The sequence below is a fragment of the Flavobacterium sp. PL02 genome (assembly GCF_035013205.1).
Lineage (GTDB): Bacteria > Bacteroidota > Bacteroidia > Flavobacteriales > Flavobacteriaceae > Flavobacterium.
The window spans coordinates 39,226-51,354 of sequence record NZ_JAYGJP010000011.1; the positions used below are offsets into that span (position 1 = coordinate 39,226).

Here is a 12,129-nt window from a genome sequence, read left to right on the forward strand (position 1 = left end):
GAAATTACAAAAAAGAAACCCGACAATTATTAATTAATTGTCGGGTTTCTTTTTATGTTTAATTAATAGAAGAATTAAAACTTTAATTTTCTTAATTTCTTAATGGTAAAAAAAACAATTACATTTTTTTACGCATTCTTGCTACAGGAATATCAAGTTGCTCACGATATTTTGCAATAGTTCTTCGAGCAATAGGATATCCTTTTTCTTTAAGAATTTCGGCAAGTTGATCATCAGGAAGAGGTTTTCTTTTGTCTTCTTCTTCGATTGTATTTTGTAAAATCTTCTTGATTTCTAGAGTCGAAACATCTTCGCCCTGATCATTCTTCATTGCTTCCGAGAAAAATTCTTTTATCAGTTTTGTTCCATAAGGAGTTTCAACATATTTACTGTTTGCAACTCGCGAAATTGTCGAAATATCCAACCCAACCATATCGGCGATATCTTTAAGAATCATCGGTTTTAGTTTGGTCTCATCACCATCCAGGAAGTATTCTTCCTGATAATGCATAATCGCATTCATGGTTACAAATAATGTTTCCTGACGTTGTCTGATTGCGTCGATAAACCATTTAGCCGAATCCAGTTTTTGTTTTATAAACTGTACAGCATCTTTTTGAGCTGTCGATTTATCTCTGGAATCCTTATACGTTTGCATCATTTCCTGATAATCTTTAGAAACGTGTAACGATGGAGCATTTCTTCCGTTTAAGGTCAATTCAAGCTCGCCGTCAACAATACGTATCGCAAAATCGGGAACTACATTCTCGGTAACTTTATTGTTTCCTGTAAATGCACCTCCTGGTTTAGGATTTAATTTTTCTATCTCGTGAACTGCTTTTTTAAGTTGTTCATTCGAAACATTATATTTTTGTAACAGTTTATCGTAGTGCTTTTTGGTAAAAGCATCAAATTGGTTTTCGATAATATCAATTGCCAATTCTACGTATTCTGTTGGAGTTCGGTGTTTTAATTGTAGCAATAAACATTCCTGTAAATCACGTGCGCCAACGCCCGAAGGTTCTAGTTCGTGAATTACATTCAGCATTTTTTCGACCATTGCCTCATCCGTATAAATACCTTGCGTAAATGCCATATCATCTACAATATCAGGAATACTTCTTCGTATATATCCCATATCATCAATGCTTCCTACAAGGAATTCGGCTATTTCACGCTCTTCATCATTTAAGATAAAAGTATTTAACTGATTAATTAAATCCTGATGAAAACTAACAGGCGATGCAAATGGAGTTTCGCGTTCCTGGTCGTCATCACTATAATTATTGGCTTGCGTTTTATAATCTGGAGTATCGTCGTCGCTTAAATATTCGTCGATGTTAATGTCGTCTGCTTCGATTCTGTCCGATTCAGCATCATCATAATCATCGTATTCTTCATTAGCAAATTCGTCAGCTTCGTACTCTTCTTCTTTTCCAGCTTCTAGAGCTGGATTTTCGTTCATTTCTTCTAATAAACGTTGCTCAAAAGCTTGCGTAGGCAATTGAATTAACTTCATCAACTGAATTTGCTGAGGAGATAATTTCTGAGATAATTTTAAATTTAAAAATTGCTTTAGCATATTTTGGGTTAAGAGTTATGAGTTATAAGTTATGAGTTGCTTGACTTATAACTTATAATTCATAACGTTTTTATTTTTAAAATAATTATGAGTTAAGGTTTAACGCTTAACTCATAACAAATAACAAATAACTTTCTACTAAAACTCTGCATTTCCAGGAGTTCTCGGGAAAGGAATCACGTCTCTAATGTTTGTCATTCCAGTTACAAAAAGAACAAGTCTTTCAAATCCAAGTCCGAAACCTGCGTGAGTTGCAGAACCAAATCTTCTGGTGTCTAAATACCATGATAATTCTTCTTCGTCTATTTCTAAGGCTTTCATCTTTTCGATTAAAACGTCGTAACGTTCTTCTCTTTCAGAACCTCCTACGATTTCTCCAATTCCAGGGAAAAGGATATCCATTGCGCGAACAGTTTCTTTTCCTGGTTCAGTGTTATCATTTAAACGCATATAAAACGCTTTTATGTTGGCAGGGTAATCAAATAAAATTACCGGACATTTAAAGTGTTTTTCCACCAAGTAACGCTCGTGCTCCGATTGTAAATCAGCTCCCCATTCGTTAATGATATAGTTGAATTTTTTCTTTTTATTTGGAGTAGAATCTCTTAAGATATCAATAGCTTCTGTATAAGATACACGTTTAAAGTTGTTCTCTAAAACGAAGTTTAATTTCTCTAACAAAGCCATTTCGCTTCTGTCTGCCTGAGGTTTAGATTTTTCTTCATCTAGAAGTCTAGCTTCCAGGAATTTTAAATCATCCTTACAGTTGTCTAAAGCGTATTTAATTACGTACTGAATAAAATCTTCAGCCAAATCCATGTTGTCATCAAGATTATTAAAAGCAACTTCAGGCTCAATCATCCAAAATTCTGCCAAGTGACGAGAAGTATTTGAATTTTCTGCTCTAAAAGTTGGTCCAAAAGTATAAATCTGACCCAAAGCCATTGCATACGTTTCACCTTCTAATTGTCCAGAAACGGTTAAATTTGTTTCTTTTTCGAAGAAATCTTCTTTATAGTTTACTTTTCCATCTTCAGTTCTTGGAGTATTGTCAAATGGTAAAGCTGTAACTTTAAACATTTCTCCAGCACCTTCAGCATCAGATCCAGTAATAATTGGCGTATTTACATACACAAAACCTTTTTGTTGAAAATAATTATGAACCGCAAATGATAATACCGAACGTACACGCATAATTGCACCAAACATATTCGTACGTACACGTAAATGCGCATTTTCACGTAAGAAATCTAAGCTCGGTTTATTTTTTGGTTGTATTGGGAATTTCTCTGCATCCGAATCTCCTAAGATTTCTAGTTTTGTAACCTGAATTTCAACACTCTGACCAGCACCTTTACTTTCAATCAAATTTCCTGTTACAGAAATCGCAGCACCAGTAGTGATTCTCTTTAAAGTTTCGTCTGGTGTATTTTCAAAATCAACAACACATTGTATATTATTAATGGTAGAACCGTCATTAAGAGCGATGAACTGATTATTTCTAAAAGTTCTTACCCATCCTTTTGCATTAACCTCCTGAAGCGTCGTAGTACTGTTTAATAAGTCTTTAACTTTTGTGTGTCTCATTTTAATTTTAGAATTGATATTAAAAATTGTCTTTCAATCGAAATGCAAATATAATCGAAATGTTTGTAATTGCCATAAGGAGTTGCGAAGTAAGGAGCTATTTCCTGCTATCCGCTATATCTTTATGTTTTTAAAGAAAAAACATAAAGGATGCCGCTACTATCAGGGCTAGAAGTGGGAGTAAAATAAGGTAATTAGATAATGTGTTAATGTGAAAATTAGATAATGTACAAATCCTGCAAGGTTTTTTAACCTTGTAGGTATAAGAATCAATAAAAAAATACCTAACAAGTTTTATCCCGAAGCTTGGGGATTGTTAGAATAACAATACAGAATTTATTAGCATCAACAAAATTAGAATAATACCTACAAGGTTTCTAAAACCTTGCAGGATTATAAAAAAAACAAACCTGATAGGCTTTTAGGTCTATCGGGTTTATAATTATCTAATTATCTAATTTTCTCATTGAGACATTATCCTATTAAGCAGCACCGAACCAAGTCAATAAAATAAGTAGTAATACAAGAGCACCTGTAATTATAAAAAGAACTATTGCAACTTTCTTAAAAAAATTATGAATAGGGCTCTTAGGTCTTATGCCAGCTACAACTCCGGTATTACCATTAATGTAAAGAATATTTTTTTTGCCATTATAATCATAAGTAACAACATAAAGTGGTAATAAAATATGTTTGAATTTTATGTTATGATATTGACTCTGGATAGACTTAATTGTTGTATTACCGCCTATTCCAAATTGAGAGCTTACTTTTTGACGAATAGCTTCGTCAACAGCTTTTTTACCTACGTAAAAACCTTGTTTTAAACTTATTTTATATTTTTCTACAATATAATCACTCAGATATTGGTCGTTTGTATTAACAAGATTCTTGGTAATCCAAGGACCTGCTTTTGTTAGCAAACTCGCATCTACAGTTCCAGAAGCAGGAACTACAACATCATCAAAAGAGAGAGAAAGATTCCCCGAAGTAGATTGCGTATAAGTATTGTTACCGTTTACTTGTTTTCTTTCCAGTGCATAATTTGTGCTGGTTTGCATATCATATGTCCAATGAGGAACATAAACTCCAGATAAATCGATAGAAGACGGTTGGATTTTTTTTGTAAACCAAGTGTCTTTTGCCCAATTATATGCCAATAGAGATGCCTTTTGTTTGTCTATTTTAAAAGGCAATAAATATTGAGGCTTTATAGTTTTATCTTCTTTTTTATTGCCATCCATTAATGGAGTGTTGCAATACGGACAATCTGAAGATTTTGAATTTATATTTATAGTCGAAGCAGCACCACAACTTTTGCATTGTAACGTTTCTTCAACAACTGAATTTTCTGACTCTAATTTTTCAAGATAAGCTACAAAATCATTTTCTTCAATAATCGTTTGTTCCTGTGGGATGTTATTTTTGGTATTACAATATTCGCATATTAAGGTAGTTGTTCCTGGCTTATATTTTAATCCAGCTCCACAATTATTACAGTCGAAAGCTTTTAATGTTTCGTTTTTAATTTCGGCGTTTTCCATTTTATAAATTAGATGTTAGGTAGAGGAGGAGGAGTTTGAGTAAATAAATTTTGTAACCCAGGGACACTCGATGCTTTTTCCCATCCCGTCATTCCTTGATTCCATACCAAAGTATCTGCTAATAATTGTCCTTTTTCAATTAAAAGCGAAATCTGACTTTCGTTAAAAGGTCCAGCTTGCGCATTATTAATAGCTACAAAATATGTTATTCCCGTTGTTGGTAAAGGCGGAGGTGCTTGAGGAGGCATCTGATGACTCGAAAAAGAGGAGAAAGAGCTTGTTTGAAAAGGCTCTTCAAAAGATTGCATCATTTGTCTCGCCATATTCATACCAGTTCCAAAACTAAAGGCAGTTCCTGCTATTCCAGATGGATTTTCGGCAGCTTTTTCAATAGATTGAGCTGTTTTATACTGCGTAAACTTTTTCATGTCGATTTTGTTAAGACGACTTAATTCAAAAATCTCTTTCTTAACATCCTCTGGCATAGAAGTGTTTTCAAGTAAGAATTTGCTAAGTTCAATTCCGTAAGCAGCAAAATCATCTTTCATGATAGTAAAGACGGTAGCCGAAAGCTCACTAGTGTTGCCTACATAAGATTCTATAGGTAAGTTGGCTTCGCCTATAGCATCGGTAAAACGAGATACTATTATGCTTTTTAATTGTTCGTTAATTTCTTCGGTAGTAAAATGCCCGTCAGTACCAACAATTTCTAGTATGAATTTTTGAGCATCGACAATTTTAAAAGTATAAGTTCCAAAGGCTCTAATTTCAAGCATTCCAAAACGGTCATCATTTAAAATTAAAGGGTTTTTTGTTCCCCATTTTTGGTCGATGAAATTTCGAGTGTTTATAAAATAAACCTCTGCTTTAAATGGACTGTTAAAATCGTATTTCCAGCCTTTTAAAGTAGATAAAATAGGTAAGTTTTGGGTATTTAAATTGTAAGTTCCTGCGTTAAAAATATCGGCAATCTTACCTTCATTCATAAAGATGGCTTGTTGGCCTTCTCTAACAATAAGTTTACTATTGTTCTTTATTTCGTTCTGAAATCTTTCAAATCTGTAAACAAGAGTGTTATTGCTATTATCTATAAATTCGATAATATCTAGAAACTCATTTTTTAACCTATCAAATATTCCCATTTTTAATCTAATTAATTTAGAAATCAAATGTAAGAATAATTTGTTTTCTTTTAAAGTGAGTTAAATTTAAAAAGAGGCAAATAAGTTAATGAGCTAATTAAGATAATTAGAAAATGTGTCAATTTAGAGAATGTACAAGTCCTATAAGGTTAAAAGAAACCTTGCAGGACTGAAAAACAAAATCGTATAAATAAAAAAATCCGTTTTGTAAAAAACGGATTTTTTTATAGAACCTTAGAACTAATTAATTTCTTCTTCCTCCCATATAAATAGAGACATAATATAATAAAGTAGCAATCGAACCAATAGCAGCTACTACATATGTTCTTGCAGCCCATTTTAAAGCATCTTTTGCACCAGCTTGTTCTTGTTGTGTAAGCATTCGTTTGCTTTCTAACCAAGCAAGAGCACGATTACTAGCATCATATTCTACAGGCAAAGTCACAATCGAAAAGATTGTAGTTGCTGCAAAAATGATAATCCCAATTAGTAATAATTGCGGAAAGCTACGAAGCATTAGGATACCTGCAAGCAAAATCCATTGCATATAAGTCGAAGCAACACTTACAATCGGTACTAATTTAGAACGCATTGTTAACCATTGGTATCCTACTGCATGCTGTACAGCGTGCCCACATTCGTGTGCAGCAACGGCAGCCGCAGCGGCATTACGTTGGTTGTAAACGGCCTCACTTAAATTTACTGTTTTATCTACTGGATTATAATGGTCTGTTAGCTGACCAGGAGTCGAAATTACTCTAACATCACGGATACCATTATCGGCAAGCATTTTTTCGGCAATCTCTGCACCGCTCATTCCGTTTTGTAATTGCAATTTCGAATATTGTTCGAATTTACTTTTTAGTCTTGAACTAACTAACCAGCTAAATAACATAATCGCTCCAGCAAGAATTAAATAACTCATTCCCATATCTTTTGTTTTTTAGTTTATTGTTTAAAGTTATGAGATAAATAGCAATTTCTGAACCAAATTAAAAAAATGTCATTTTGTCATTTTAAACTTTATTTAGTTTAAGAGGTTATTTTTAAGAAGATGCGTCATTAATTCGGCAACATTTTTCATCTTATATTTTTGCAGAATGTTTCGTCTATGGGTTTGCACAGTCAAAAAACTTAAAAATAATTCATCGGCAATTTCCTGAGTCGATTTTCCTTTAGAGAGTAATACTGCAATATCTTTTTCTCTGCGACTTAGACTTGGAACTTGTTCTAAATCTTCAGATAATGGCTGGCTAATAATTGTTTTTACTTCGTCACTAAATACAATTTCGCCATCGATAGCTTTATAAATGCAACGTTTAAACTCTTTAAAAGAAGCATTTTTAAGGATATAGCCATTTCCTCCGTTTTGGATAAATTGCATTACCAGACTTCTTTCAGACTGACTGCTCATTCCGATTATGATTACTCTTGGATGTTTTTGCTTGATTGTTTTACATAGATCGGCACCATTTATTACGGGTAAAAAAATGTCCATTAAAATTAAATCGACTTTGTTAGCTTCAATATAATCAAGAAGTGTAACTCCAGATTCTAATGTTTGAACAAGTTCTATCTTATCTAAATCGGTGAGTAATCCTGAAACTCCCGAAATTACAATCGGGTGATCATCTACAATAACAGTTTTATAAGTCTTCATGTTTTACTTTTAATTCGATATAGGTAGAAGTTCCTTTGTTTTCTTTACTATCAATTTCTAATTTTCCGTTTAAGAATTCTACACGGTTTTTAATATTTCTTAAACCCATTCCAGTATTGTTTTTTAGTTTAGAGGCATCAAAACCAATCCCGTTGTCTTCGACTGTAATAAAAAAAACATCTTGGTTCTGAGAACAAGAAACCAGAATTTGTGATGCCTTGGCATATTTTAACGCATTGTTTAATAATTCCTGAATAATCCTGTAAATCATGATTTCATAATTCTTAGGTAAATTCTGGTTTTGTACCAAATACTGAAACTCAATATTAGTTTTTGAGTTTGAATTGGCTATGCATAAATCTCTTAACGCATTTTCTAAATTTAATTTTAATAAACTTTCAGGCATTAAGTTTTGAGAAATATTTCTTAGTTCCTTAATCGAGTTGTCTAGTAAAGTTCCGACTTCTATTTTATTTGTAGCATTTTCTTTTTCGGCCAGATTCATATGCATTTTTAATCCTGAAAGCATACTACCAAGACCGTCATGTAAATCTCTTGCGATTCTTTTCCTCTCCACTTCTTCACCTTCTATCAAGGCGTTTGAAACGGATAGCTTTTTCTGGTTTTCGAGAGCAGTTAATTCTTGTTGGTGATTAACTTCTTTTTGGAAACTTAATTTTTTTTGATTTTTGTTTAATATCCATAAAAACAAAACCGTAAGAAATAAAACGAATGATAACACACCAAAAAGGATAGAGTTTAAGCGATTGTTATTTGCTAATAAAGCTGCTTTATCATTCTGGGATTGCAGGAGTGTTATTTTTTTCTCGCTTTCAGCCTTTTTATATTTAGCTTCAAGTTCTACAATTTCGTTCTGAAACTTAGATTCATTCAGGCTATCATTTACAGTATTGTATTTGTTAGAATAGAAATAAGCTTTTTCATGATTTTTGGTTGCATTGTAAACTTTTGCCAATTCATTGTAATAGTTTTTTTTATCTACAATAAACGGAGTGTTGTCTAAAAGATATTCTAGATTTTTTTTGGCTTTTTCGTAATCTTTTAACTTAAAGAGAACCTCATATTCGGCAAATTTTAATCGGTTTAAAGCAATGAGATTTTGATGTTTTTGGGCTGATTTAATTCCTTTTTCATAACTTTCTAAAGCTTTAGAATGTTGGTTTTGTTTTGCATAATATATTCCTTCTGCATAAAAGTAAGAATCGTTAAGATTTGATTCTGGATATTTTGATAATTTAGAATATGCTTTATCTAATGTTTTTCTGGCATCATAAAAGCGCTTTAATTCTACCAGATTTTCAGCATTGATAATATAAGTCTCCATTTTAGATTCTGCTAGAGTAGGAGATCTTTTGGTTGCTTTTTCGATGTAATATTGTGCTTCATTTAGATACTCACTTGCCTTTTCGCGTTCATTCGTATTCATAAAAATAATAGCAATGGCTTTGTATAAACTACTTATTAGTTCATAATCGCCACTTTTCTTTGCAACAGGAATAGCTTCATAAACTAATATTTTCATGTAGCCCTTTTCATTGTTTTTTCTTTGTTGCATGATGCCATAATTCTGGAGTATAATGGCACGTAATCTATAGGCTTCGGTAGTATTATATTTTTTTAATTTATTATTGGCTTCAACTAGTGTTTTTTCATAGCCATCGGCATCACCTTTTTCTAGAAAACTAAAAGCGTTATAATAAATAGAAACATCATTTAAAAAGGGAAATTTAGTTTTTAGTTTATTGGCTTCTTGGAGATATTCTTTAGATTTTTTTACATCCTGAACCATTAGGTACAATTTTGATAATCTAAAACTATATAAAGTTTTTAAACTGTCGGATTGGGTGTTTTTGGTGACTCTGGCAATACTATCTATATAAACGGTGTCATCATCTAGCGAAAGTATAACTTGTGAGTAAGTGGTAGTTGAGAAGAATATAAGGAATAAATAAAAGCCGATTTTGGTCATAAATTGTGTTTTATCAAATTTATTAAAATTAAATTTTTCTCAAAATCTTTTTCAATTTTTTACCTGATATCAGGTAGAATAAATTACATTTTATCAGGTATTGTCCTATTTTTTGTTCAGGTTTATATTTGTTAAAATGATTATTAAATATAAATAAACCCAAAGAATTCAATCATGAAAACGACTTTAAAAAAAATTATGTTCTTGCTAACCTTGGTTTTTGTAACTGCATCATGTAGTAGTAGCGATGACAATAATGAGCAAGAACAAGTAACTAAATCAAGAGATGTAAAATATGAAATAACAGGAAATTTTACTGGAGAACTTAGCGCAATTTATTTTGATAAAGGCGGAAGTCCACTAAATGAAGATGTTACAAGTCTTCCTTGGACTAAACAAATTACTGTAGATGCAGGTGTTCCAGGAATAACATTCAGCGCAAACGGTCATGGTGGTGTTAAGGACCAAACATTAACTGCTAAAATCTATGTTGGCGGAGAAGTAGTAAAAGAATCTACTGCAAAAGCAAACAGTGATGGAATCATTATTGTAACTCTTGCACCTTTTCTTTTTCCACAATAATTTATATAAAAACATTAAGGTTAAAAAAAAGCTTTGTAATAATACAAAGCTTTTTTTTTATGATTCTAATTGATTATTCACTTCTTCAAATTTTGCAATTAGATCATTCAACTTTGACTGTTGCTTTTTAATTTGTTTTGGACGAATATAAAACCAATTAAAGCCCATCCAAAGCAAAGTTACTCCGTAAGTAAAAACGATCCATAAAGTCGCCATTCTCGATGTATATTCATAGAGATAAAAACAAATTCCAACTCCAAGTAAAAAAAAATACAAACTCAACATTGTAGATTGCATAAATTGTTGCTTCTTTTTAATTAAAATTAGTTTCTGTAAATATTCCTGATTGGTTTGAGCGGTAACAATATTTTTATACGTTGATACTAATCGATTATAAAAAACCAAATAAATAACCATTGCTAAAATCGTTAAAACGATTCCAATTTTTGTCGAAATAAATTCCGGTTGATAAGTGTACCAAACAAAAATAATGAAGGCACAGGTTGCAAAAAGCAAAATATTGGTAATCCATAAAGTACGTACTCCAGCTTTTTTAAATTGCTTTAATCTTGCCAGTAAATCTTCTATATTGGGCTGACTTACGGTTTGTTTTTTCCATAAATCTTTAAAGTCTATATTATTGTCCATTTTCTTTAAATTTTAGAGTTAGTTTTTCTTTAATTCTATGAATTTTCACTCTTATATTCGCTTCCGAGAGACCTACGATTTTGGCTATTTCGGCTTGCTTTACATCCTCAAGTTCAAGCGAAATAATAATACGGTCGGTTTCTGGTAACTCGGCAATGCATTTGTATAAAAACTGAATTTGTGGTTCCAGTGAATATTCTTTTTCTTCTGTAATATGTATCGGAAGTTCTGATTTAGGGAAACGTTTTCCTTTTTCTATTTGTCGCAAACAATTATTAGATGCAATCTTAAAAATCCATGTTCCAATACTAGCTTCGTTTCTAAAAGTCTGAAGCTTTTGCCAGACAATAATAAAAGTTTCCTGAGCTATATCTTGCGCAATGTCATAATCATTTACGTAACCCATGCACAACCTAAAGATCTTTTGCCAATAGGATTTGTATAATTCTTCAAACTCCATTATTTCTATTTTATAAAGTTGGATAGTTGGGCTAAATACCAATCTTTATCATCGTACATAATAAAATGTAATCCTTTGTTGGCATATTGAAGATTAGCATTCTTTAAGTTTTTATATTGAGCTTCGATAGCAGGTTTCATGTTTACAAAATAAGCTTCAAGTAATATGAGTGAAGGACATTTTATGGTTGCGATTTTATCTCTTAAATCAGTGTTAGAAAAATCACAAAACATTTCGGCAAATGTTTTTCTGTCGGATTTAACACTCCAGCTAAGTAATAAATCTTGTTTTGTAGCATCTTCTAAAAGTCTTGGAAGATATTTTTTTTGATTTTCAGAAAATTGCTCCTCAGACATTGCTGTCATTTTATTGATTATTGGCGTACAATCATTATTTTCTTTTGCTTTAAAAGAAGGATCCATTAAAGCCGACAAACAAGGAAGAGCATCAACTACTATAATTTTACCTATCAATTCCGGATAATCTGCGGCGAGAGCTAATGCGAGTCCGCCACCCATACTATGACCTACTAAAATTGGTTTTTCTATTTTGTTAGCTTTTATGTAATTAGCGATTTCTGTTTCCCAATTTATAAAAGAAGCATTTGGTTGCGGTTTTACTCCTGCAAAACCCGCCATTGTAAAAACATAACAGGTAAAATCTTTTTCGAAGTTAGGTTTTGTTTCGTTCCACACATCTCCAGAACTAGCAAATCCGGGTAAGAAGATTATAGATTGTTTTCCTTTTCCAGTTTTGGTAATTTCAAACGGATATGATTTTGTTTGTCCGAATACATTTAAACATAATGCTGAAAATAAAAGGGCGATAACTAAGAAGATATACTTTTTCATTTTAATAGTTTTTAGTTGTTAAATGATAGAATTTGCCTTTTAGATACAGGAGTTGTTAAAATGTTACAACAAAAATAAAAATT

General features: G+C 32.0%; 11 protein-coding genes. 1 reads left to right on the top strand and 10 read right to left on the bottom strand.

The features are described 5' to 3' along the window. Positions 1 to 118: 118 nt before the first annotated feature. The 7 genes from rpoN to SHI72_RS21460 form a co-directional block, all read right to left on the bottom strand. Positions 119 to 1,582 carry an RNA polymerase factor sigma-54 gene (rpoN, locus tag SHI72_RS21430; protein ID WP_039115436.1) on the bottom strand — a complete coding sequence of 488 codons (1,464 nt, stop codon included), beginning with the start codon at positions 1,580 to 1,582 and terminating at the stop codon, positions 119 to 121. Between the two features lie 138 nt (positions 1,583 to 1,720). Then, the gene (asnS, locus tag SHI72_RS21435) at positions 1,721 to 3,169 is read right to left on the bottom strand and encodes an asparagine--tRNA ligase (RefSeq protein WP_323491350.1); all 1,449 of its coding nucleotides are present in this window, start codon (positions 3,167 to 3,169) and stop codon (positions 1,721 to 1,723) included. A gap of 482 nt (positions 3,170 to 3,651) precedes the next feature. Next, complete coding sequence (locus SHI72_RS21440) at positions 3,652 to 4,713, bottom strand: hypothetical protein (RefSeq protein ID WP_323491351.1); 1,062 nt, start codon at positions 4,711 to 4,713, stop codon at positions 3,652 to 3,654. 8 nt (positions 4,714 to 4,721) lie between these two features. Continuing rightward, a complete protein-coding gene (locus SHI72_RS21445; protein WP_323491352.1) occupies positions 4,722 to 5,855 on the bottom strand; it encodes an SPFH domain-containing protein in 1,134 nt (377 codons plus the stop codon). Between the two features lie 244 nt (positions 5,856 to 6,099). Continuing rightward, the gene (locus SHI72_RS21450) at positions 6,100 to 6,786 is read right to left on the bottom strand and encodes a zinc metallopeptidase (protein ID WP_323491353.1); all 687 of its coding nucleotides are present in this window, start codon (positions 6,784 to 6,786) and stop codon (positions 6,100 to 6,102) included. Between the two features lie 96 nt (positions 6,787 to 6,882). Continuing rightward, positions 6,883 to 7,515 carry a response regulator transcription factor gene (locus SHI72_RS21455; protein ID WP_323491354.1) on the bottom strand — a complete coding sequence of 211 codons (633 nt, stop codon included), beginning with the start codon at positions 7,513 to 7,515 and terminating at the stop codon, positions 6,883 to 6,885. Further along, on the bottom strand, positions 7,502 to 9,505 hold the full coding sequence (locus SHI72_RS21460) for an ATP-binding protein (protein ID WP_323491355.1): 2,004 nt from the start codon (positions 9,503 to 9,505) through the stop codon (positions 7,502 to 7,504). Before SHI72_RS21460 ends, SHI72_RS21455 begins: the two co-directional genes overlap by 14 nt. Positions 9,506 to 9,679: 174 nt before the next feature. On the opposite strand from SHI72_RS21460, the gene SHI72_RS21465 reads away from it, so the two are divergent. Continuing rightward, positions 9,680 to 10,087: an MmpS family transport accessory protein gene (locus tag SHI72_RS21465; protein ID WP_323491356.1), complete on the top strand. Its 408-nt coding sequence runs from the start codon at positions 9,680 to 9,682 to the stop codon at positions 10,085 to 10,087. Between the two features lie 57 nt (positions 10,088 to 10,144). Here SHI72_RS21465 and SHI72_RS21470 read toward each other — a convergent pair whose 3' ends face one another. The 3 genes from SHI72_RS21470 to SHI72_RS21480 are packed head-to-tail and all read right to left on the bottom strand — an operon-like array spanning position 10,145 to position 12,046. Then, positions 10,145 to 10,735, bottom strand: coding sequence for a hypothetical protein (locus SHI72_RS21470; protein ID WP_323491357.1), 591 nt, complete (start codon positions 10,733 to 10,735; stop codon positions 10,145 to 10,147). Continuing rightward, on the bottom strand, positions 10,725 to 11,195 hold the full coding sequence (locus SHI72_RS21475) for an RNA polymerase sigma factor (RefSeq protein ID WP_323491358.1): 471 nt from the start codon (positions 11,193 to 11,195) through the stop codon (positions 10,725 to 10,727). Before SHI72_RS21475 ends, SHI72_RS21470 begins: the two co-directional genes overlap by 11 nt. 5 nt (positions 11,196 to 11,200) lie before the next feature. Beyond that, positions 11,201 to 12,046 carry an alpha/beta hydrolase gene (locus SHI72_RS21480; protein ID WP_323491359.1) on the bottom strand — a complete coding sequence of 282 codons (846 nt, stop codon included), beginning with the start codon at positions 12,044 to 12,046 and terminating at the stop codon, positions 11,201 to 11,203. Positions 12,047 to 12,129: the final 83 nt, after the last annotated feature.

Excerpts from the sequence above, each read along its gene's own strand:
- rpoN (WP_039115436.1), bottom strand. The coding sequence starts at position 1,582 with ATGCTAAAGCAATTTTTAAATTTAAAATTATCTCAGAAATTATCTCCT.
- asnS (WP_323491350.1), bottom strand. The coding sequence starts at position 3,169 with ATGAGACACACAAAAGTTAAAGACTTATTAAACAGTACTACGACGCTT.
- SHI72_RS21440 (WP_323491351.1), bottom strand. The coding sequence starts at position 4,713 with ATGGAAAACGCCGAAATTAAAAACGAAACATTAAAAGCTTTCGACTGT.
- SHI72_RS21445 (WP_323491352.1), bottom strand. The coding sequence starts at position 5,855 with ATGGGAATATTTGATAGGTTAAAAAATGAGTTTCTAGATATTATCGAA.
- SHI72_RS21450 (WP_323491353.1), bottom strand. The coding sequence starts at position 6,786 with ATGGGAATGAGTTATTTAATTCTTGCTGGAGCGATTATGTTATTTAGC.
- SHI72_RS21455 (WP_323491354.1), bottom strand. The coding sequence starts at position 7,515 with ATGAAGACTTATAAAACTGTTATTGTAGATGATCACCCGATTGTAATT.
- SHI72_RS21460 (WP_323491355.1), bottom strand. The coding sequence starts at position 9,505 with ATGACCAAAATCGGCTTTTATTTATTCCTTATATTCTTCTCAACTACC.
- SHI72_RS21465 (WP_323491356.1), top strand. The coding sequence starts at position 9,680 with ATGAAAACGACTTTAAAAAAAATTATGTTCTTGCTAACCTTGGTTTTT.
- SHI72_RS21470 (WP_323491357.1), bottom strand. The coding sequence starts at position 10,735 with ATGGACAATAATATAGACTTTAAAGATTTATGGAAAAAACAAACCGTA.
- SHI72_RS21475 (WP_323491358.1), bottom strand. The coding sequence starts at position 11,195 with ATGGAGTTTGAAGAATTATACAAATCCTATTGGCAAAAGATCTTTAGG.
- SHI72_RS21480 (WP_323491359.1), bottom strand. The coding sequence starts at position 12,046 with ATGAAAAAGTATATCTTCTTAGTTATCGCCCTTTTATTTTCAGCATTA.